23 protein-coding genes are annotated in these 18,781 nt (G+C 66.0%); 10 read left to right on the top strand and 13 right to left on the bottom strand.

All coding sequences use genetic code 11. The features are described from left to right. Nucleotides 1-64 precede the first annotated feature (64 nt). Both ACFWCF_RS08710 and ACFWCF_RS08705 read left to right on the top strand, forming a co-directional pair. The gene (locus tag ACFWCF_RS08710) at nucleotides 65-433 is read left to right on the top strand and encodes a hypothetical protein (RefSeq protein ID WP_378559747.1); all 369 of its coding nucleotides are present in this window, start codon (nucleotides 65-67) and stop codon (nucleotides 431-433) included. Nucleotides 434-555: 122 nt separating this feature from the next. Continuing rightward, nucleotides 556-1,983, top strand: coding sequence for an MFS transporter (locus ACFWCF_RS08705; protein ID WP_378559744.1), 1,428 nt, complete (start codon nucleotides 556-558; stop codon nucleotides 1,981-1,983). Here the strand turns inward: ACFWCF_RS08705 and ACFWCF_RS08700 are convergent, their stop codons facing one another. Continuing rightward, the gene (locus tag ACFWCF_RS08700; protein ID WP_378559741.1) at nucleotides 1,984-2,706 is read right to left on the bottom strand and encodes a DUF1906 domain-containing protein; all 723 of its coding nucleotides are present in this window, start codon (nucleotides 2,704-2,706) and stop codon (nucleotides 1,984-1,986) included. A gap of 116 nt (nucleotides 2,707-2,822) precedes the next feature. Further along, complete coding sequence (locus tag ACFWCF_RS08695; RefSeq protein ID WP_378559738.1) at nucleotides 2,823-3,764, bottom strand: winged helix-turn-helix domain-containing protein; 942 nt, start codon at nucleotides 3,762-3,764, stop codon at nucleotides 2,823-2,825. A gap of 146 nt (nucleotides 3,765-3,910) precedes the next feature. Between ACFWCF_RS08695 and ACFWCF_RS08690 the strand changes: the two genes are divergently transcribed. After that, nucleotides 3,911-4,480, top strand: a complete 570-nt coding sequence (locus ACFWCF_RS08690) for a mismatch-specific DNA-glycosylase (protein WP_378559735.1) — start codon at nucleotides 3,911-3,913, stop codon at nucleotides 4,478-4,480. Between the two features lie 11 nt (nucleotides 4,481-4,491). Here the strand turns inward: ACFWCF_RS08690 and ACFWCF_RS08685 are convergent, their stop codons facing one another. Beyond that, nucleotides 4,492-4,827 (bottom strand): DUF1330 domain-containing protein, encoded by a 336-nt coding sequence (locus ACFWCF_RS08685; protein ID WP_378559732.1) that lies wholly within the window; start codon nucleotides 4,825-4,827, stop codon nucleotides 4,492-4,494. A gap of 87 nt (nucleotides 4,828-4,914) precedes the next feature. Here ACFWCF_RS08685 and ACFWCF_RS08680 point away from each other — a divergent pair, with 87 nt between their 5' ends. Both ACFWCF_RS08680 and ACFWCF_RS08675 read left to right on the top strand, forming a co-directional pair. Beyond that, nucleotides 4,915-5,691 (top strand): helix-turn-helix domain-containing protein, encoded by a 777-nt coding sequence (locus tag ACFWCF_RS08680; RefSeq protein WP_378559729.1) that lies wholly within the window; start codon nucleotides 4,915-4,917, stop codon nucleotides 5,689-5,691. 91 nt (nucleotides 5,692-5,782) lie between these two features. Then, nucleotides 5,783-5,998: a maltose regulon activator MalT gene (locus ACFWCF_RS08675; protein ID WP_378559726.1), complete on the top strand. Its 216-nt coding sequence runs from the start codon at nucleotides 5,783-5,785 to the stop codon at nucleotides 5,996-5,998. Nucleotides 5,999-6,003: 5 nt separating this feature from the next. On the opposite strand, the gene ACFWCF_RS08670 is transcribed toward ACFWCF_RS08675, so the two are convergent. The 4 genes from ACFWCF_RS08670 to ACFWCF_RS08655 all read right to left on the bottom strand — a co-directional run bounded on the left by ACFWCF_RS08670 (nucleotide 6,004) and on the right by ACFWCF_RS08655 (nucleotide 9,043). Next, nucleotides 6,004-6,528, bottom strand: a complete 525-nt coding sequence (locus ACFWCF_RS08670) for a 2'-5' RNA ligase family protein (RefSeq protein WP_378559723.1) — start codon at nucleotides 6,526-6,528, stop codon at nucleotides 6,004-6,006. Beyond that, nucleotides 6,528-7,760, bottom strand: a complete 1,233-nt coding sequence (locus tag ACFWCF_RS08665; protein ID WP_378559720.1) for an RNA polymerase sigma factor — start codon at nucleotides 7,758-7,760, stop codon at nucleotides 6,528-6,530. The genes ACFWCF_RS08670 and ACFWCF_RS08665 overlap by 1 nt, the downstream gene beginning before the upstream one ends. Before the next feature lie 2 nt (nucleotides 7,761-7,762). Next, entirely contained in the window at nucleotides 7,763-8,173 is a 411-nt protein-coding gene (locus tag ACFWCF_RS08660) for a YciI family protein (RefSeq protein WP_378492314.1), read from the bottom strand. Between the two features lie 120 nt (nucleotides 8,174-8,293). After that, complete coding sequence (locus ACFWCF_RS08655; RefSeq protein ID WP_378492313.1) at nucleotides 8,294-9,043, bottom strand: CPBP family intramembrane glutamic endopeptidase; 750 nt, start codon at nucleotides 9,041-9,043, stop codon at nucleotides 8,294-8,296. A 219-nt stretch (nucleotides 9,044-9,262) separates the two neighbouring features. Here ACFWCF_RS08655 and ACFWCF_RS08650 point away from each other — a divergent pair, with 219 nt between their 5' ends. After that, nucleotides 9,263-10,960, top strand: coding sequence for a fumarate hydratase (locus ACFWCF_RS08650; protein WP_378559717.1), 1,698 nt, complete (start codon nucleotides 9,263-9,265; stop codon nucleotides 10,958-10,960). Between the two features lie 67 nt (nucleotides 10,961-11,027). Here the strand turns inward: ACFWCF_RS08650 and ACFWCF_RS08645 are convergent, their stop codons facing one another. After that, nucleotides 11,028-11,489, bottom strand: coding sequence for a carboxymuconolactone decarboxylase family protein (locus tag ACFWCF_RS08645; protein ID WP_378559714.1), 462 nt, complete (start codon nucleotides 11,487-11,489; stop codon nucleotides 11,028-11,030). 75 nt (nucleotides 11,490-11,564) lie between these two features. Here ACFWCF_RS08645 and ACFWCF_RS08640 point away from each other — a divergent pair, with 75 nt between their 5' ends. Then, complete coding sequence (locus ACFWCF_RS08640; protein ID WP_378559711.1) at nucleotides 11,565-12,455, top strand: sigma-70 family RNA polymerase sigma factor; 891 nt, start codon at nucleotides 11,565-11,567, stop codon at nucleotides 12,453-12,455. A gap of 103 nt (nucleotides 12,456-12,558) precedes the next feature. Here ACFWCF_RS08640 and ACFWCF_RS08635 read toward each other — a convergent pair whose 3' ends face one another. Beyond that, complete coding sequence (locus ACFWCF_RS08635) at nucleotides 12,559-12,951, bottom strand: hypothetical protein (protein ID WP_378559708.1); 393 nt, start codon at nucleotides 12,949-12,951, stop codon at nucleotides 12,559-12,561. A gap of 278 nt (nucleotides 12,952-13,229) precedes the next feature. On the opposite strand from ACFWCF_RS08635, the gene ACFWCF_RS08630 reads away from it, so the two are divergent. Beyond that, nucleotides 13,230-13,568 (top strand): helix-turn-helix domain-containing protein, encoded by a 339-nt coding sequence (locus tag ACFWCF_RS08630; RefSeq protein ID WP_378492308.1) that lies wholly within the window; start codon nucleotides 13,230-13,232, stop codon nucleotides 13,566-13,568. A gap of 3 nt (nucleotides 13,569-13,571) precedes the next feature. Here the strand turns inward: ACFWCF_RS08630 and ACFWCF_RS08625 are convergent, their stop codons facing one another. Both ACFWCF_RS08625 and ACFWCF_RS08620 read right to left on the bottom strand, forming a co-directional pair. Then, entirely contained in the window at nucleotides 13,572-14,168 is a 597-nt protein-coding gene (locus ACFWCF_RS08625; protein WP_378559705.1) for a ClpP family protease, read from the bottom strand. Then, nucleotides 14,165-14,770 carry a ClpP family protease gene (locus tag ACFWCF_RS08620; protein WP_378559702.1) on the bottom strand — a complete coding sequence of 202 codons (606 nt, stop codon included), beginning with the start codon at nucleotides 14,768-14,770 and terminating at the stop codon, nucleotides 14,165-14,167. Before ACFWCF_RS08620 ends, ACFWCF_RS08625 begins: the two co-directional genes overlap by 4 nt. A gap of 222 nt (nucleotides 14,771-14,992) precedes the next feature. Here ACFWCF_RS08620 and ACFWCF_RS08615 point away from each other — a divergent pair, with 222 nt between their 5' ends. After that, on the top strand, nucleotides 14,993-15,952 hold the full coding sequence (locus ACFWCF_RS08615) for a ferritin-like domain-containing protein (protein WP_378559699.1): 960 nt from the start codon (nucleotides 14,993-14,995) through the stop codon (nucleotides 15,950-15,952). A 136-nt stretch (nucleotides 15,953-16,088) separates the two neighbouring features. Further along, entirely contained in the window at nucleotides 16,089-16,811 is a 723-nt protein-coding gene (locus ACFWCF_RS08610) for a type 1 glutamine amidotransferase domain-containing protein (protein WP_378559696.1), read from the top strand. On the opposite strand, the gene ACFWCF_RS08605 is transcribed toward ACFWCF_RS08610, so the two are convergent. Next, complete coding sequence (locus tag ACFWCF_RS08605) at nucleotides 16,808-18,133, bottom strand: MFS transporter (protein WP_378492303.1); 1,326 nt, start codon at nucleotides 18,131-18,133, stop codon at nucleotides 16,808-16,810. The genes ACFWCF_RS08610 and ACFWCF_RS08605 overlap by 4 nt on opposite strands. Before the next feature lie 39 nt (nucleotides 18,134-18,172). Continuing rightward, nucleotides 18,173-18,646 carry a VOC family protein gene (locus ACFWCF_RS08600; RefSeq protein WP_378559693.1) on the bottom strand — a complete coding sequence of 158 codons (474 nt, stop codon included), beginning with the start codon at nucleotides 18,644-18,646 and terminating at the stop codon, nucleotides 18,173-18,175. Nucleotides 18,647-18,781: the final 135 nt, after the last annotated feature.

Below are 18,781 nucleotides of genomic sequence, written 5' to 3'. Positions count from 1 at the left end.
GTTGCACATGCGGCCGAATTTCCGGTTCCCTTCTCACGAGCTGCCACACGTGATAGACCGAGGTATGGCCCGCACGCCGCACTCACGCCCGCAGCAGGCGATCGGCTCGCACTCGTCGCACCGGTCGATCCGGTCGTTGCGCTCACACCGCTCGATCCTGTCGATCGCCTCCGAACGGTCCATACTCTCGATCGGATCCGCCTACTCGATCCTGTCGATCGGCAGCGTCGGATCGATCCTGTCGGTCGGGTCCGCCGGATCTGCACTCTCGGCGTTGTCGTCGTTGTCGTTCGGCAGCCTGGGCTCGTGCATGTCGGCGCTGTCGCGCTGGTCGCTGATGTCCAGGCACGGTATGCATTCGGTGCCGGAGGAGCATCCACGCTTCGTGGTTACCGCCGACGAAGCGGATCCTGCCGGTCACTGTCAGTCCTGACCCACGCGCGGTGGGTCCACTGGGCTTCCCGACTGTCGGCATGTTAGACAAGTTGCGACATCGTTGTTTTCGCACACATCACAATTGAGACCGCGCTCGAACGTGGCTCGGACGAGGACCCTATGGCCGTCGACAGCCCGACTTCTACCCGGGAGCGGCCCGTACCGCGCGCAATCGTTCCGGTTCTCGCGGTGTGCGGCATCGGCGTTGCGCTCATGCAGACACTCATCGTTCCGCTCCTGCCGCAGTTGCCGGTGCTCGTCGGCGCCACCCCTGAGAACACCTCCTGGGCCGTCACCGCGACACTGCTCGCCGGGGCTGTCATCACCCCCATTTCCGGACGCCTCGGCGACATGTTCGGCAAACGCCGGATGCTGATCGCCAGCCTCGGCATGATGGTGATCGGCTCGGCCGTGTGCGCGCTGTCGACCACGCTGGTTCCCCTCGTGGTGGGCCGCACCCTCCAGGGCGCCGCTGTCGGCGCGATTCCCCTGGGCATCGCGATTCTGCGCGACGAACTACCGCCCAAGAAGATCCCGGGCGCAATGGCAACACTGAGCGCCACGCTCGGCGTCGGCGGTGCGATCGGCCTGCCGTTCGCGGCGTTCGTCGCGCAGCTGACCAACTGGCACATGCTGTTCGTGGTTTCCGGGATCATCGGAGTTCTCGGCATCGCCGCGGTGCTGTATTTCGTCCCCGAGTCGTCGCAACGCAACCCCGGACGTTTCGATTTCGTCGGCGCGATTCTGTTGTCCATCGCGCTGGTGCTGCTCCTTCTCCCGGTCAGCAAGGGCAACGCGTGGGGCTGGACGAGCCCGACGACACTCGGGATGTTCGCCGCTGCTGCCGTCGTGTTCCTCGGGTGGGGCGCCTACGAGCTGCGTCGTCCCAGGCCGCTCGTCGACCTCCGGTTGTCCAAGCGACGCCCGATACTCATGACGAACATGGCGTCGATCGCGCTGGGTTTCGCAATGTACTCCAATGCCCTCGCATTTCCGCAGCTGCTCATGGCCCCCACAGAGACCGGGTACGGATTCGGGCTCTCGATGGTGGCCGCGGGCCTTGCGCTCGCCCCGAGCGGGATCGTGATGATGGCTCTGTCACCGGTGTCGGCCCGGATTACCCAGGGGTTCGGTCCGCGCGTCACCCTGGCGTGTGGCGCAGCGATCGTCGGGATCGGGTATCTGGTGGCATACGTGCTGTACACCGAGGTTTGGCACATCGTCGTGGCAGCGATGGTCATCGGCGCCGGGATCGGCCTGGCATTCGCAGCTATGCCGGCCCTGATCATGGCAGCGGTACCGCTGAGCGAATCGGCAGCAGCGAACAGCCTCAACACATTGATGCGGTCGATCGGCACGTCTACGTCGGCGGCCGTCATCGGTGTCGTGCTTGCCGCAATGACCACTCGTATCGGCGATGCCGTGGTCCCGTCACTCGACGCCTTCCGGGTCACCTTCCTGGTCGCGATCGTCGCGGCGCTCATTTCATTGATGTTCACCGCATTGATCCCCCGGGCGCAGCCGACTCCACGTCGCGTCAGGAAGTGATCAAAGCTTCGACAGCGACCACTGCCCGTAGTCGGCAGCCAGCACGTTGTTGACGTCGATCCCGATGCCGTCGATCTCGCCCCCGGACACCTGGTGTAGATGGGCGGATCCGTGGACCAACCCCTTGGGTGTTCCCCAGTTGTGCTGCCAGTAGAAGGCTCCGAGCCCGACGGCAGAGGCCCAGTCGATGGTCGGCGAATTCGCATACACACCGGTGTTCGCCGGCCCGACCACTTCCTGCCATGCGAGCAGGTACGGGACGATCTGGGTAGTGAACTGCACGAAGGTCGGATTGTCGTCGATCGATACGTAGATCGGCCGATCGTCGGGGCCGCCCGCCGCCCGGTGCAGTTCGAGTCCGCGTCGCGCGTGTTTCAACCCGGCCTGGTAACCACCGAGCCAGTCGGAGGTCTCGCCCTTGCCGAACTGGTAGTTCGACACCACTTCCAGGCCGCTGCCGGTGAGCGCATCGGCCTCGCTTTCGGTGAGCGGCTTGCCCAACATCCATTCGGCACCCGGCCTGCGGTCGGAGACGTAGCGGATCGCACCGATGTGCCCAGCGGAACGGATAGACGACGGGGACGGTACACCGGCGGAGTAGTCGACGATGGTGCCGAGCACCTCACGTCCCTGGGCGATCCCCGGCGCGGCGAGCGCGGAGGCGATCACCGCACCCGACCCGATCGCCGTATACCGCAACAATTCCCGACGGGTGAGTGTCATGCGCGCCTCGCTTCGCAGGTGGGGCAGATGCCAGCCCATATTGCACCACAGCACCACCGGTAACGCCTGTTACATAGACGAAGACGCCCGATTCGCCCGGATTGGAGGGTTCGGTATCAGCGTCCGGCGAGCTCCGCGAAGAACGCAGGCACCAGGGCGACGTCCTCGACGGTCCGCCTCGTGGTGCGCACACCCAATCCGTGTTCCTTGAGCAGATCACACAGGCCTTCGCCGTCGACCAGATCGATCGGCGGCGCTCCGTGCCGGTGCGCCTCCGCCCGGGCATCCTCGGTGAATTCGCCGGTGGACACGAGCAGACCCTTCTCGCCCCTGCCGACCATCGCCGCACGGAACTCTCGGACGACGTCGGCGCCCACCCGCTCACGACCGCGGACGAAGCGGAAGAACACTGAGAAACTGATCAGCGATACCCGCAACACCCCGGTGCCCTCGACGACGTCGGCGTCGGTGCTCTGATCCGGGTCGAGCGTCGTCAGCGTCTTGAATCCGGCCGCGCGAAGCATTGCCGTGACCAACCGCTCGAAGCCGTCGTCGGGCAGGTCGGTGACGGCGCCCAGCACCGGTTCGCGCCACAATTCCGGATCCTCGGGGGCCGCAACGAGCGGCACGACCTGCGCGCCCGACGACGCACGCACCATCCGCTTGCGCCGCTTCTCTGCGGTGTAGGCGATCTGCATGGGCCTGATCTCGGATTCCCGCACCGCACGCCCCCGGTCGGTGGCGCTCCACACGCCTCGACGGGCGTTGGACAGCAACCCCATGCCCTTGAGGTAGGTGCGTGCCCACGCCACCCGGTATTCGATCTCGGTCCCCGGGCCCTCGCCGTGCAGAACGGCCCGCGCCACCGCCGACAGCCCTACTCGCTCCGCGACCGCTGCGTCGATCTCGTCGATCGCTCCGGAACCACCGAGCCCGATCACCGCCTGCAGGGTCGGCCACAACAGATCCGTGTAGGGCGGGAGCTCGCTCTCGGCGCCGGCTGCACTTGCCGTGCTCGCTGTGCCGAGGGGGTTTCCGACAACGTTTCGGCGCTGCACACCTTCCCCAATCGTTGCGGCCCTGCTCAGTACCGCCGGTCGCTCCTACAGGTCGAAAAACACCCTATCGGATCGACGGTGTCCGTTTCGGCACGGGCACCCGCCATCATGGGGCGTGGCTCCCCGCCATCTCCTAACGTGAGCGTGTGGGTTTCACACGCGCCGAACTCGAGTCCTTCCGCGATGCCGTCGTTCCCGACCTGATCGGGGACGACTGCCGCCTACTCTTCGTCGGCATCAATCCGGGATTGTGGACGGCCGCGACGGGGGCACACTTCGCGCGTCCGGGCAACCGCTTCTATCCCGCGCTGCTGCGGGCCGGAATCATCACCCGTCCCGTCGATCCCACGTCCGGTCTGAGCGAGACCGACACCGCGCATCTGCTCGAGCGCGGCGTCGGCATCACCAACCTGGCACCCCGCGCGACCGCACGCGCGGACGAGCTGACCTCCGGCGAATTGCGTGCGGGCCCTGAGCGATTGATCCAGGTGGTCGCACGGTGGCGGCCGCGTGTGATCGCAGTTGCGGGAATCACCGCGTACCGCACCGCATTCGGTCGACGCAAGGCGGTCACCGGGCTACAGGAGGAGACGATCGGCGGCGTTCCCGTGTGGGTGGTCCCCAACCCGAGCGGCCTCAACGCCCACGACACAGTCGACTCGCTCGCCGAGGCCTACGCTGCGCCCGCCCGAGCTGTCGGCATCCTCACCGAGTGACCTGCCCTGGTTCACCCGCGACCCATCACCTTCGCGAGATAGTCGGTCGCGCGGTAGCCGTCCGGCGTCCCACCGACCAGTACGGCCACGCCGTCGGAGTTGTCCGTGCGGAGCGGAAGGATCTGGTATCCGGGCGAGTGGTACCACCCGCGGGCACGCTCGATGTCGGGGAACTCGACGACTATCACGTTCCCGGGGAACGGTCCTTCCATCACTTCGGGGTCGACGCCGTGGACGAGGAATCGGCCGTCGTAGGGTACGAGGGTCTCGTCGACCTTCTCGAGGTATCGGATGATCTCCGCTCCGAAGTCGACGGAACGAAGGTGTGCGATTGCGTATGCGTTCATGCCGTCGACTCTGCAACGTCCAGCGCGACAGATCGATTACCTGCGAGGTAATGGCGACGCTTCCCTCGCGCCCCTAGGGTCGTACGCATGACGACGCTGCAGTCAGAACCGGCAGGCGCAATGCTCCGACACTGGAGGGAACGTCGAGGCCTCAGCCAGCTCACACTCGCGAACCGAGCGGGCGTCTCTGCGCGACACGTGAGTTTCGTCGAGACCGGCCGGTCGCGTCCCTCGCGCGACATGCTGTTGAAGATCAGCGAAGAGCTGGAAATCCCTCTGCGCGAGCAGAACTCCATACTGATGGCCGCAGGCCTGGCACCCGCCTATCCCGAGCATCACCTGGGCGAGGTACCCATGTCCGCGGTGTCCGACGCCATCACGCGAATCCTGCGGTCGCACCAGCCGTTTCCCGCACTGGTCGTCGATCGGCACTGGACGATGATCGACGGCAACGACGCGGTCGCAACGCTTATCGCCGGGTGCTCACCGGAATTGCTCGAACCACCTGTCAATGTGCTGAGGCTGTCGCTGCATCCGAACGGCCTGGCCCCGCGGATCGCGAATCTGGGACAGTGGCGCGCCCACCTGCTCGTCCGGCTCCGTCACCAGATAGGCGCGACCGCCGATCCTGTTCTCCTTCGCCTGTACGACGAGCTGTCCGGCTATCCGTGCGACGACCCCGACGAGCAGCCAGAGTCGCATTCACTTGTGGTTCCGCTGCGGATACGTACCGACGACGGCGAGCTGTCGTTCTTGAGCACCACCACATTGTTCGGGACACCGCTCGACGTCACGGTGTCGGAACTCGCGATCGAGGCGTTCTATCCGGCCGACGCCGCGACCGCCGCTGCGCTGCACAGCTGAGTTCACGTCGCGCAAACTCTGCCCTCACACGACGTCACAGGGCGTACGGTTCGAGAGGAAGCTGTTCGAACTGATTCGGAGGCGACCGATCATGAGCACTGCGAAGTGGTGGGTGATCGACGGGCGGGAAGACGGATACGCCGTCGAAGAACGTCCTACCGGGGACATCGTGGTCACGAACAAGTCCTCGTCCGAAGAGCACGTACTCCACGGGTACGTGTGGAAGCACTCGCCGGTGTTCGGCATCCAGATCCAGAGCGAGGGCCCCCCGCCGTACGGGCACTGGATCGAGAACCCCGACGACTGACCTCGTCAGGGCAGGGTGCGCAGCCGCCGGTGTTCGCCGGTCACGGTGTCGATGAGCGCTGCCCGGACCACGGTGGCGTCGAGTGGCAGTACGTCGTAGACGACGGCGGTGAGCCGCGGGAGTTCGTCGCGCCGCGTCCTCGGGCTCAGCGAGCAATGCGGCGTCCACGACTGTGGTCGATAGTGCTGGTGCAGATCGGCTCCGGTGCTTTCCGCCGCATGCACCACACGCTCCTGGCGGGCGAGCAGATCCGCGGTGGGCGCGGGAATGAGGCATGCGCGACCCCTGCGGAACAGGCCCACGGCGTCGAGGCGCAGTGAGATCGGACCGGCGTCGGGCAGGGCATCGAGCGCGGTGAGGACGCGATCCGTGTCGTAGGTCCGCAGCACCGCATACGACAGGTGCGGCACGTGCCTGCGGTGAGTGTGCGTGAGCAATGTCGGGATGCCGTCATCTTCGAGCCTGCTCCACAATTTCCGCACCGCGCGGTCGGTGCGGGTGTCGAAGAGCAGGCAGACGGCGAGCGCCATCAGCCGAGACGTTCGGCTCGCGCGCGCAGGTATCGCTGCTGGGGAAGGCTCGTGGCACGCCGGGCCGCCTCGTCGTACTCCTTCCGGGCTCCCGCATCGTCACCGGTCATCTCGAGCAGATGCGCCCGCACCGCGTGGAATCGCCGATCATCCGACACACGGTCATCGGCAGCGAGCGTCGCGAGGAGATCCAGGCCCACCGCGGGGCCGCGAGCCATAGCAACCGCGACGGCGTGATTGAGCGCGACGATCGGGTTCTCGGACATGCGCAACAGGATCTCGTAGAGCCGGACGATCTGCGACCACTCGGTTTCTTCTGCACACGTAGCGCGAGCGTGCACCGCCGCGATCGCCGCCTGCACTTGATACGGTCCCGCGTCTCCACGTCGGAGCGCGTCCGTCACCAGTGCAGTTCCCTCAGCGATCGCGTCGCGTCTCCACAGGGAACGGTCCTGTTCGGACATGGGGATCAGCGTCCCGCCCGCACCGACCCGGGCAGCACGCCTCGCGTCGGTCAGGAGCATCAATGCGAGTAGACCCGCGGTTTCCGCGACGGAGGGCAGCGAGCGATGCACGATGCGAGTGAGCCGGATCGCTTCCGACGACAGGTCGAGACGGACGAGGTGCGGACCGGCGGTCGCAGCGTATCCCTCGGTGAAGATCAGATACAGCACGTGGAGAACGGCGGCCGAACGGTCGGCCCACTCTTCGGGCGCGGGCATACGGAATGGCTCGCCGCCGCTCTCGATGCGCTTCTTGGCTCGGGTGATCCGTCTGGTCATGGTGTCTTCGGAGACCAGGAACGCCCGTGCGATCTCACCGGTGGTCAGGCCTCCGACGGCACGCAGCGCAAGCGCGACCTGGGACGCCGGGGTGAGCGACGGATGGCAGCACAGAAAAAGCAGGACCAACGTGTCGTCTACCTGCGGGTGTACGTCGACTCCAGGTGCGTGCCGGTCTTCGAGCGACGCCCACTGGGCGACAGCGTCCTCACGACGTCGCCGCGCTTGTTCACTACGCAACAGATCGGTCAGCCGTCGCGACGCGACGGTGACGAGCCAGGCCCGTGGGTCGTCGGGGGTTCCGGAATCCGGCCATTGGGTTGCGGCGGCCAGCAACGCTTCCTGCACCGCATCCTCGGCGAGATCGAAGTGTCCGTACCGCCGCACGACTGCACCGAGAACCTGCGGCGCCGACGAGCGCAGCAGGTCCTCGAGCGCAGTGTCGCGCATCTCTACAGTTCGGGCCCCGGGGGCGGGCCTTCGTCGATCGGACGGACGTCGGCATACGCGGTTTCCAGGACGTGCGCCGGGGCCGGGCATTCGCCGAGCCGGATCGCGATCTCGGTGGCGCGGTCGAAGCTGTCGCACTCGACGATCCAGTAACCGGCGAGCACTTCCTCGGTCTCGGCGTAGGGGCCGTCGGTCACGAGTGTGCCTGGTCCGACGCGTCGGGTGTGGACGGGTGCTGCCAGACCCCGTGTCTCGACGAGTTCACCGGTTTCTTCGAGTTCCGCGTTGAGTTTCGTCATGAACTCGACCATCGCCGCGAAATCGTCCTGCGACCACGCGGGGGTGTCGGTGTTCTGACCTGCCATGCCGTCGTAGTCGTGCTGGGTGGCGTAGCTCTCGATCATGAATTTCATGGCCGTTCCTCCTCCGTGGCACCCCGAATGGGTGCTTCATCGGATACGTCGGAGCCGGTGAGCAGGTCCGGACATCCCTCGGAGAAAATTATCGGCGCATGGGGAGAACTTCGTGGCCGATCAGGCGACGGTGACGTGCCACACGAGCGCGGCGGCGAGCGCACCTGCGCCGTTGATCGACCAGTGCAGCGCGATCGGGGCGAGGATGCTTCCACTGCGCCGGCGAAGCCAGGTGAACACGAACCCTGCCGCCGCGGTCGCGACCACGGCCCCGGCAATGCCCACGACCTGTGCCCAGATCCCGGCACCGAGGAAGGCGCTCAGGCCCGCGTTGCCCGCGGTCAACCCGAACGACGACGCGATGTGCCACAGGCCGAACAACAGCGACCCGGCCGCGAAGACACCGCGGGCCCCCCACACACGTTCGAGGGTGCCGTGCAGGACACCGCGGAACGCGAGTTCCTCGGGGATGACTGTCTGCAACGGGATGATGATCATCGACGCCACCAGCGCGCCGGACATCGTGGCGTAGCGCTCGGACAGAAAGAATTGCCTGGTGAACGGCAGTGCGATGCCGATCGCGACCACCGCGAGAACCAACCCGACCGCGCCCACCGAGTAGAGGGTGCCGCGTTTCCAGTGCCGAGGCGACAGTCCCAGTTCGTTCCAGTGCATACCCCGTTGCCGCATGATGGCGACGAGCACGCCCGCGGCGACGGGTACCGTGGCGATCGACGCCCACACCGTGGTGAAGTGCGCGATGAGGTTTGTCGCGACGAGTACTGCGACGACGACGGAGACGTCGACCCACGCGTGGAATTGGGGAATCCGCCGGACGAGCGGGGCGATCCGTTCGACTTCGACTGTCACGCGAGGGCCCCCTCGATCTGGTGCGATCCAGCGGAACGGGCGGTGTCGTACAGGTGACTGTGAAGCATCTTCTCCAGTGTACGGGCGAGCCCACCCAACTCCGGTGACACACATCACGATCAGCGCGTTCGAGGGGTGCGTCACACGCCCCGTTGTCAAGGCCTTGCTTCGACGCGACTAATCTGTTCAGCGAACCTCAGCCTCTTTTCAGGAGAAACAATGGCCGACTTCCTCTACGAGGACCTCCTGCCGATCGGGGAAGACCCCACCGAATATCGGCTGCTGACCAGCGAGGGGGTGTCCACCGTCGAAGGACCCGACGGACGCACCTTCCTGAAGGTCGAACCCGAGGCGATGCGGCTGCTCACCGAGACCGCACTTCACGACATCTCGCATTACCTGCGCACGGATCACCTGAAGCAGCTCGCGAGCATCCTCGACGATCCCGAGGCGTCGAACAACGACAAGTTCGTTGCCCTCGATCTCCTGAAGAACGCGAACATCGCGGCGGCCGGTGTGCTGCCGATGTGCCAGGACACCGGCACCGCCATCGTCATGGGCAAGCGCGGACAGCACGTCCTGACGCCCGGTGACGACGAGGAATCGATCGCGCGCGGCGTGTACGACGCGTACACGCGACTGAACCTGCGCTACTCGCAGAACGCTCCGATCACCATGTGGGACGAGAAGAACACGGGCAACAACCTCCCCGCGCAGATCGAGCTGTACGCCGACACCGCGAAAGGCCACGAGAACTCCTACAAGTTCCTGTTCATGGCCAAGGGCGGCGGGTCGGCCAACAAGTCGTACCTGTACCAGGAGACCAAGGCGATCCTGAACCCGGACTCGATGATGCAGTTCCTCGAGGCCAAGATCCGCTCGCTCGGCACCGCGGCCTGCCCGCCGTACCACCTGGCGATCGTCGTGGGCGGCACGTCCGCCGAGTTCGCGATGAAGACGGCCAAGTACGCGTCCGCGCACTACCTCGACGAGCTTCCCACCGAGGGCGCGATCACCGGCCGCGGCTTCCGCGACCACGAGCTCGAGAAGAAGGTCTTCGAGCTCACCCAGAAGATCGGTATCGGCGCGCAGTTCGGCGGCAAGTACTTCTGCCACGACGTACGCGTCGTCCGACTCCCCCGCCACGGCGCTTCGCTGCCCGTCGCGATCGCGGTGTCCTGCTCCGCAGACCGTCAGGCCAAGGCGAAGATCACCCCCGAGGGCGTGTTCCTCGAACAGCTCGAGTTCAACCCCGGGCAGTTCCTGCCCGAGGTCACCGACACTCAGCTCGACCCCGAGACCTCCGGTGTCTCGGGCACCGGTAAGGGCGCGGCGGTCAAGATCGATCTGACCAGGCCGATGCCGGAGATCCTGGCGGAGTTGTCGAAGCACCCGGTCAAGACGCGTCTGTCGCTGACCGGCCCACTGGTCGTGGCGCGCGACATCGCGCACGCCAAGATCAAGGAGCGACTCGACGCCGGCGAGGAGATGCCGCAGTACCTCAAGGATCACCCTGTGTACTACGCCGGTCCGGCCAAGACCCCCGAGGGTCTGGCATCCGGGTCGTTCGGCCCGACCACGGCCGGCCGCATGGACTCGTACGTCGAGCAGTTCCAGGCGGCGGGCGGTTCGATGGTGATGCTCGCGAAGGGCAACCGATCCAAGCAGGTCACCGACGCGTGCAACACGCACGGCGGCTTCTACCTCGGCTCGATCGGCGGCCCCGCGGCGCGCCTGGCGCTCGACTGCATCAAGAACGTCGAGGTCGTCGAGTACGAAGAGCTCGGCATGGAAGCCGTGTGGAAGATCGACGTCGAGGACTTCCCGGCGTTCATCGTCGTCGACGACAAGGGCAACGACTTCTTCGCCCACACCGGCGAAGTCACGCTCACGGTCGGTAAGCGTCCCGGTCTTTGACGTCAGGCGCACTCGACACCGCGACGCGGTCCGGCAGAGTCATTGCCGAACCGCGTCGTCCGGTCTGTCATACCGCGGGCGCCACACCCGCCGGCTGCCGGATCGTCGCGTTGATCCGATTCCACACATTGATCGTTGCGATCTGCATGATCAGCGCGGAGAGTTGCTTCTCGTCGTAGAGGTCGGCGACGTCGTCCCACACCTCGTCGGACACGGCGTCCGGTCGATCTGCGAGCCGGGTCATTGCTTCGGTGAGCGCGAGCGCGGCCCGCTCCGCATCGGTGAAGCGCTGCGACTCGCGCCATGCTGACACCGCGAACAGCCGCTCCACGGATTCTCCGGCCTCCACCGCCTCTTTCGTGTGCATCTCCACACAGAAGCTACAGCCGTTGACCTGACTCGCCCGCAGATGCACAAGATGGACCGTGCCGGTCGGGAGCCCAGTGTTCTCCAGCGTCTTCGACAGCGCTTGCAATGCGTCGAGCGTCCCGGGGAGTACGAACGCGGGGTGGTTCATTCGTGCCTTCATGTCTCTCTCCTGTCACATCGGGTTCGGTGTGTTCGTCACTCCTATGACGGAGCCGGACGAGAGAATGTGACAACGATGAGCGACGAAGTTCTGGCGGGGCAGTTCGAGACCTACCGCGAGCATCTGCGTGCGGTGGGCTTCCGCATGCTCGGGTCCACCTCGGAAGCCGACGACGCGGTGCAAGAGACGTGGCTGAAGTTGAGTCGCTCCGATACCGACGCGGTCGAGAACCTCGGAGGGTGGCTCACCACCGTCATGAGCCGGGTGTGCCTCGACATGCTGCGATCGCGCAAAGCGCGCCACGAGGTCTTTCTCGACGAGCCCGCAGAACCGGCTTCACGGGAAAACGGATCGACTGCACCGGAAGACGAGGTGGTTCTTGCCGATTCGATCGGCATCGCCATGATGGTCGTCCTCGAGGCCTTGGGGCCGGCCGAACGCCTTACTTTTGTGCTGCACGACATGTTCGGAATGCCGTTCGACGAGATCGCCCCGATCGTGGGCCGCTCCCCTGCCGCGGCACGGCAACTCGCGAGTCGCGCCCGTCGACGGGTGCGTGGCGCATCCACCCACCGGCCGGACGCTCGACACCCGCGCCGAGTGGTCGACGCGTTCCTCGTGGCCGCCCGCGAGGGGCGGTTCGAGGACCTGCTCGAAGTGCTGGATCCGGATGTGGTGCTCCGCGCCGACACCCTTGCTGTGGAAGGGGCAAAGGCCGGCGCGGTGCACGGGGGTCCGAAGATCGTGGCGGAACTGGCTGGAGCGGTTGCCGTGGCGGATGCGTTTCACGGTCGCGCACGCGGCGCTGTACCCGTCACGGTCGACGGGGTTCCGGGTGCGGCGTGGGCGCCGGGCGGGATACCGCGCACCGTCTTCCGGTTCACCGTGGTCGACGGGCGGATCGTCGCGCTCGAGGTCGTGGGCGACCCCGAGGCCATCGCAACACTCGACGTCGTGCTGCCCTGATCACCCCGGATCACCGGACTATCCGTTCCCGCGAGTGAATTCGCTTCCCGCTACAGCAATTACCCGTGTGGGAAGCTGAGGAGATCGCGGGAACGAGTGTCCGTCAGGCAGCGCAGGAGTGCGTGCGCGACAGAACAGCGGGCGACTGCGCGACGACATCCTGGAGAAACTCGACAACGACGCCGGGCGCGGGCTCTTCACCCGGCGAAAGGATTTCGCAGAGCTTGCGGTATGTGTCGTCGCTCAGCACAGGCGCGACACGGAAGTGCGTCGTCATCGACAGTGTGAACCCGATTCCGTGCCTGCGGGAGCGCACCAGCAACTCGGGGCCGTGTTCGCCCTCGGTCAAACAGATTTCGAAGACGGCCCCGCCTGAGTCGTGTTCGAACGATGCGGACGAGACGTTGCTGCGGAGCATCTGACGATGGAGCGGTCGCAGTCCGCCGAGCACCAGCGGCGGAAGCGTCACGGTGCGGGAACGGTCGGCGGTGAACATGCGAATCTCCTCGGGCATATCCGGCCATATTGCGGCCGGGCATTTCTGGAAAAGTCCAATAACTGGAACTATTCCAGAAAAAGGCCTTTTCCGCAATCACCAGGCCCGAGTCATGCGTCACGTCGCGTTGTCCGGACACCTCGATCCGAGCGAACGGCTCCTCCGCTCGATCCAAGGAGACGAACGGCCCTTTCGCTCACAAGGTGCAACGGGAGCTCGGCGTTCGTCGACAGCGGAATCGCTCCCCCTTCGCCGTCCGCGGCGTAACAATGGACCGCATGGATCCGGACCCGCGGAACGTCGTCGATCTCGGAGCCGTGCGCGCCGCACGCGAGCCCCGGCTGCTCCGCCAGGTCTACGGCGAGGTACTCCGCGACGAGCGGCGCGACCAGGACCGCAGTCTCGACGACGTCGCCCGCACCGTCGGCATGTCGAAGCAGTATCTGTCCGAGGTCGAACGCGGACGCAAGGACCCGTCGTCGGAGATTCTCGGTTCCGTCTGCGCTGCGCTGGGCATGCCGATGGAACAACTCCTCGAGCGCGGGATCCGCCGGATGTCAGCGCACCGCGCGATCGGGACCACGCAGCAGACCACAGTGGAGCTGCGTGCGGCGTGACGGTCAGATGTCGTCGCGGCTCACGATTATGTGGTCGGCGAGCCCGTAGCCGACCGCCTCTTCGGGCGTGAAGATGCGGTCCCGGTCGGTGTCGCGGCGAAGTTGCTCGACGTCGCGGCCGGTGTGCGCGGCGAGGATCTCCTCGGTCTGCGCCCGCACCCGCATCACCTCCGCGGCCTGCAACGCGAGATCGGAGATGGTGCCCTGGCCCTGCGCAGACGGCTGGTGCAGCAACACCTTCGAATGCGCGAGCACATGTCGCCGGCCGGGTACGCCTGCCGTCAGCAGGACCGCGGCAGCCGACGCGGCCTGGCCCATGCAGTAGGTGGCCACGCCCGGACGTAGGAACTGCATGGTGTCGTAGATCGCGAGCATCGCGGTGGTCGACCCGCCCGGAGAATTGATGTACAGACCGATCTCACGATCGGGTGATTCCGCTTCGAGGTGCAACATCTGGGCCATGACCACATTGGCGACGCCGTCGTCGATCTCGGTGCCGAGGAAGATGATCCGTTCGTTGAGAAGACGACTGAAGACGTCGAACGACCTCTCTCCCGTCGGTGTGCGTTCGATGACGTTGGGGATGGTGTAGGTGCTCATTTGAGTCCGATCTCCCGGCCCGAAGCGAATGGGGCGAGTTCGGCGAACGAACCCACTACCCGGTCGACGATGCCGTAGTCGCGGGCCTCGTCGGCGGTGAACCAGCGGTCGCGGTCGCTGTCGCGTTCGATCTCCTCCATGGAATGACCGGTCGCGTCGGCAAGAATCTGCTGTGATTGCCTCTTCATGTACTCGAGGTGCTCCGCTTGGATTGCGATGTCGACGGCGGTGCCCGCGAAGCCGGCCGACGGCTGGTGCATCATGATGCGGCTGTGCGCGAGACTCACTCGCTTTCCCTTGGTGCCCGAGGCGAGAAGCACCTGCCCCATACTGGCGGCGAATCCCATGGCCACGGTGACCACGTCGTTGGGAACGAGTTGCATCGTGTCGTAGACGGCCAGGCCCGCCAGCACCGAACCGCCAGGTGAGTTGATGTAGAGGACGATGTCACGCCGGTCGTCTATGGAGGCGAGCAGCACCAGTTCCGAGCAGACACGTTCGGCCATCTCGTCGTCCACCTCGCCGGTGAGAAGAAGAGTGCGGTGCCGGAAGAGTCTGTCGACGAGGGTGTCGCGATAGCTGGGTGTTCCGTTCGTTGCCATGAGCACCACACTCGCCGCCGTCGACGCGGATCGACCTGTTTGTCCGCCCAGGGCAGACGAGGCCGGATGCGCGAGCGAGGCCGCCCGAGCGTGTGCCATCCGTCACACACGCGTTGGCAGGCGCGGATCCGGGTAGTCGAGAGTTGTCACGTCGTGTTTCCGATCGATGTGACTTCGTCGGTAGATCACCGGCTCTTCCAGTGCGAAGGAGGCGAACGCACGATGACCGAGAACCGCACCGCCGCGCTACTCACCCAGTTGCGCACACTCCACGATCTCACCCATGCCGAAACTCAGGTCGCCGAGACCCGCATCGCTCAGGCCCGTACCGAAGCGGTACGCAAGGAGCTGACCGAGAACGCCGAGAACTGCAGGATCCGGGCAGTCGCCATCGAGGAAGCCATCCGCGACCTCGGCGGACTCCCCGACGTGGTGGGGCCGTTCCTCGGCCGAGCCGCCACCATGGTGAAAACCGTCGCCGAACAGGCGCAACCCTTCGACGAAGCACTGTTGTCGGACCTCTCACTCGAGCATCAACTTCTCGACCGCGCCCGTTATGTGAAGGCACTCGGCACCGCGGATGGCCACGCGTCGATCGTGTCCCTGGCCGACCGCCTGATCACGGCGCACACGGCCACTGTGGAATGGCTGACCACGGTCCTCGCGGAGGAGGCGCTCGGAGGTCCTGCCGCTCTGCGCCGCACTCCGCTGCAGGCCGCAGCCGGGACCGCAGTGCGAATCGTCAATACGCCGGTCACCTGGTCGGCCCGCGGACTCGACCGTGCGATCGATGTCGCGCGTTCGACGCGGCCCCGCATCGAGTCGCTGCTCTCCCGCGGCGCTCACGCCGGTGACGTCGCCGCCAAGACCGTCGGTGCGTCGCGCGACGCCGCTCTCGAAGCCGCCGAGCGGGTGAGCCGCCGCGAAGGCGCGGATGGCGCCGCAGACGCTCTGCACAACGCACGCAGCGCAACGGGAACTCTCTCCCCGGAGGAGCTGCCGATCCCCGACTACGACGACCTCACCGTCCCGAAGGCCGTGGAGGCGGTCAAGGAACTGACCGAGCCCGCAGCCATCCGCGCCGTCGTGGCCTACGAGGAAGCCCACAAGGCGCGACACGGCGTGATTTCGGCTGCTCAGGCCCGTCTCGCCGCTGTTGCGCAGGATGTGGTCGGCGTCTGACCCACCGGCTCTCCATAGCGGTAGTTCCGTCACGATCGCCGGGTTGCGCAAGCCCGGCGATCGTCGTCGGATTCTCCGTGTCCCCGAGGCCTGCAGCGGGTACCTCATCCGTACGACCCGCAGAAGGGAACATCCCATGACCGATGTCCTGTTCGCCGTCAGTGCAGCCGATCACTGGACTCTCCAAGACGGCACCCGTCACCCCACCGGTTTCTGGGCGGAAGAACTCGTGGAGCCGTACACCGCCTTCGTCGAGGCCGGCTACACCATCACCGTCGCGACTCCGGGCGGGCGTACCCCGGTCGTGGACAAGGCCAGCCTCGAGCCCGAGGCCGCCGGAGGCGACGACCGCGCCACTGCCCTCAATGCCTCCCTCGACGAACTCCGCCCCGTACTCGCGGACGCTGCGACACTGGAAGACCTGCGAGCCGGAGACTTCGACCTGCTTTTCGTGCCCGGCGGTCACGCACCGATGGAGGATCTTGCCGTCGACGAACGTTTCGGTGAACTCGTGCGGCAGTTCGTGGAGTTCGACAAGATAGTCGCGATGGTCTGCCACGCACCTGCCGCGCTTCTCTCCTCGTTCGAGTCCGGAGGGCGCTGGCTGTTCGAGGGATACAAGCTGACGGCCTTCACGAACCTCGAGGAGGTGCAGGCGGGACTGGCCGACAAGGCCCCCTGGTTATTGCAGGACCGTCTTCAGGAAGCGGGGGCGCTCTTCTCGTCCGGTGACGTGTGGGAACCGCATGTGGTGGTCGACCGATGCCTGTACACGGGCCAGAACCCGGCGTCCTCGCGTCTGCTGGCCGATCGCGTCGTCGCCGATATCGCCTCCCGAGACGGCAACCGCTCCCCCTAGTCCTCGAGCGCTACGCGGGCACGTTCCGGCAGCGTGAATGCTGCGACAGCGGCAACGACGAATGCCGCCGCGAAGGTGCCGAAGACCAGAGCGTTGCCGCCGTCGATCAGCAGGGGCACGAGCAGCGGCGCGATGATCGACGCGAGCCGACCGAACGCGGCGGCGGAGCCGGTTCCGGATCCGCGCACCGACGTCGGGTACAGCTCCGGTCCGATCGCGTACAACGCACCCCACGCGCCGAGGTTGAAGAACGACAACGCCATCCCTGCCGCAATGATCGTTGTGGGGGTGTCGGCGAGACCGAACAGAGCTGCCGACACGGCCGATCCCGCGAGGAACACCGCCAGGGTGATGCGTCTGCCCCACACCTCGATCAGCCATGCGGCGACGGCGTAGCCCGGGAGCTGCGCGACGGTGATGATCAGCGTGTAGCCGAACGACGTCACCAGGTCGAAGCCCTGCGCAACCAGCAGGCTGGGCAGCCAGATGAACGCGCCGTAGTACGAGAAGTTGATACCGAACCAGACGATCCACAGCGCGGCGGTGCGAGCACGCAGTCCCTCGTCCCAGATCGATCGTCGCGGGACGTGGGTGGGCGTTGCCGGCGTCGCCTCGGCCGGTTCGTCGCGAACCTCCTCTACCGGGGCCGCGACCCCCGCGGAGCGTTCGTAGTCACGGACGATCGACTCGGCTTCCGCATAGCGACCCTTGCTTTCGAGAAACCGAACTGATTCCGGGAGCCCGAGACGAACGACCAGTGCATAGGCGGCCGGAACCAGGCCGACGGCGAGCGCCCACCGCCACCCGTCGTCGTTCAGTGGCACGACGAAGTAGCCGATCAAGGCTGCGAGTAACCATCCGACAGCCCAGAACGCTTCGAGCGCCACCACCACGCGGCCACGGATCTTGCGGGGAGCGAACTCGCTGACCAGCGTCGACGCGACGGGGAGTTCTGCACCGAGCCCGAGGCCCACGACGAAACGCAACGCGATGAGCATCGCGACCGACGTCGACAATGCTGCCGCACCCGTCGCCAATCCGTAGACGAGAAGGGTCGCGGCGAACACCTGCCGACGGCCGATGCGGTCGGCGAGCAGACCACCGACCGAGGCCCCGATCGCCATACCGAGGAACCCGATGGAGGCGATCCACGACAGCTGAGTGGACGACAGATCCCACTGCACCGCCAGTGCTGCCATCACGAACGAGATGAGACCCACGTCCATCGCGTCGAGCGCCCAGCCGACGCCCGAGCCGCCCAGCAGGCGTCGGTGCTTGGCGGTGAACGGCAGTTCGTCGAGCCGCTGGGTGCGAGTGGGCATAGATCGGAAGTTACACCCGCCTCCTCCGGAGCTGCGCGGTCAGTCTCGCGCGGCCTCCTCGAGCAGGGCGATCTCGATCTTCTGCATCTTCATCAGCACATCGCTGACCCGCTGCGCCACATTCCGGTCAGGGTCCGCAAGCAGTTCGAAGAGCCGTCGCGGCACCACCTGCCACGACACACCGAACCGATCCTTGCACCAACCACACTGCGATTCCTCTCCGCCATCGGCGATGAGTGAATTCCAGTAGTGATCGACCTCGTCCTGGCCGCCGCAATCGATCTGGAACGACACCGCCTCGGTGAACTGGAACTGCGGCCCGCCGTTCAACCCGGTGAAGCGGGAGCCGCCGAGTTCGAATTCGACGGTCAGGACGGTGCCGGCGGGAAGGGGTGTGCCCTCCGGATAGTAGGAGGTACTCAACACTTTCGAGTTGGGAAACACAGTGGTGTAGAACTCGGCTGCTTCCTGGGCGTTCATGTCGAACCACAGGCACGGGGTGAGAGCGGGCATCGTGAGGCTCCTTCGTCGGATCGCATCGGCGGACACAAGAACAGACCACCGCCGACGCGAAATCTCATCGCTCACTCGAGGCGAAATCGCGCAAGTCCACTGATTCAGAAGCTAGCAGGGGAAATGTAAACCTCG

It is taken from the genome of Rhodococcus sp. NPDC060090, from assembly GCF_042729855.1.
GTDB lineage: Bacteria > Actinomycetota > Actinomycetes > Mycobacteriales > Mycobacteriaceae > Rhodococcus.
Note: the sequence above shows the minus strand (reverse complement) of the source record. Positions and strands in the feature narration are given on the sequence as shown.

What these genes read in the sequence shown, in the direction of transcription:
- ACFWCF_RS08640 (WP_378559711.1), top strand. Translation starts at nt 11,565, where the DNA reads ATGAGCGACGAAGTTCTGGCGGGGCAGTTCGAGACCTACCGCGAGCAT.
- ACFWCF_RS08685 (WP_378559732.1), bottom strand. Translation starts at nt 4,827, where the DNA reads ATGAACGCATACGCAATCGCACACCTTCGTTCCGTCGACTTCGGAGCG.
- ACFWCF_RS08665 (WP_378559720.1), bottom strand. Translation starts at nt 7,760, where the DNA reads ATGCGCGACACTGCGCTCGAGGACCTGCTGCGCTCGTCGGCGCCGCAG.
- ACFWCF_RS08615 (WP_378559699.1), top strand. Translation starts at nt 14,993, where the DNA reads ATGACCGAGAACCGCACCGCCGCGCTACTCACCCAGTTGCGCACACTC.
- ACFWCF_RS08630 (WP_378492308.1), top strand. Translation starts at nt 13,230, where the DNA reads ATGGATCCGGACCCGCGGAACGTCGTCGATCTCGGAGCCGTGCGCGCC.
- ACFWCF_RS08700 (WP_378559741.1), bottom strand. Translation starts at nt 2,706, where the DNA reads ATGACACTCACCCGTCGGGAATTGTTGCGGTATACGGCGATCGGGTCG.
- ACFWCF_RS08645 (WP_378559714.1), bottom strand. Translation starts at nt 11,489, where the DNA reads ATGAAGGCACGAATGAACCACCCCGCGTTCGTACTCCCCGGGACGCTC.
- ACFWCF_RS08620 (WP_378559702.1), bottom strand. Translation starts at nt 14,770, where the DNA reads ATGGCAACGAACGGAACACCCAGCTATCGCGACACCCTCGTCGACAGA.
- ACFWCF_RS08600 (WP_378559693.1), bottom strand. Translation starts at nt 18,646, where the DNA reads ATGCCCGCTCTCACCCCGTGCCTGTGGTTCGACATGAACGCCCAGGAA.
- ACFWCF_RS08710 (WP_378559747.1), top strand. Translation starts at nt 65, where the DNA reads ATGGCCCGCACGCCGCACTCACGCCCGCAGCAGGCGATCGGCTCGCAC.
- ACFWCF_RS08605 (WP_378492303.1), bottom strand. Translation starts at nt 18,133, where the DNA reads ATGCCCACTCGCACCCAGCGGCTCGACGAACTGCCGTTCACCGCCAAG.
- ACFWCF_RS08660 (WP_378492314.1), bottom strand. Translation starts at nt 8,173, where the DNA reads ATGAAATTCATGATCGAGAGCTACGCCACCCAGCACGACTACGACGGC.
- ACFWCF_RS08705 (WP_378559744.1), top strand. Translation starts at nt 556, where the DNA reads ATGGCCGTCGACAGCCCGACTTCTACCCGGGAGCGGCCCGTACCGCGC.
- ACFWCF_RS08670 (WP_378559723.1), bottom strand. Translation starts at nt 6,528, where the DNA reads ATGGCGCTCGCCGTCTGCCTGCTCTTCGACACCCGCACCGACCGCGCG.
- ACFWCF_RS08675 (WP_378559726.1), top strand. Translation starts at nt 5,783, where the DNA reads ATGAGCACTGCGAAGTGGTGGGTGATCGACGGGCGGGAAGACGGATAC.
- ACFWCF_RS08625 (WP_378559705.1), bottom strand. Translation starts at nt 14,168, where the DNA reads ATGAGCACCTACACCATCCCCAACGTCATCGAACGCACACCGACGGGA.
- ACFWCF_RS08610 (WP_378559696.1), top strand. Translation starts at nt 16,089, where the DNA reads ATGACCGATGTCCTGTTCGCCGTCAGTGCAGCCGATCACTGGACTCTC.
- ACFWCF_RS08650 (WP_378559717.1), top strand. Translation starts at nt 9,263, where the DNA reads ATGGCCGACTTCCTCTACGAGGACCTCCTGCCGATCGGGGAAGACCCC.
- ACFWCF_RS08680 (WP_378559729.1), top strand. Translation starts at nt 4,915, where the DNA reads ATGACGACGCTGCAGTCAGAACCGGCAGGCGCAATGCTCCGACACTGG.
- ACFWCF_RS08635 (WP_378559708.1), bottom strand. Translation starts at nt 12,951, where the DNA reads ATGTTCACCGCCGACCGTTCCCGCACCGTGACGCTTCCGCCGCTGGTG.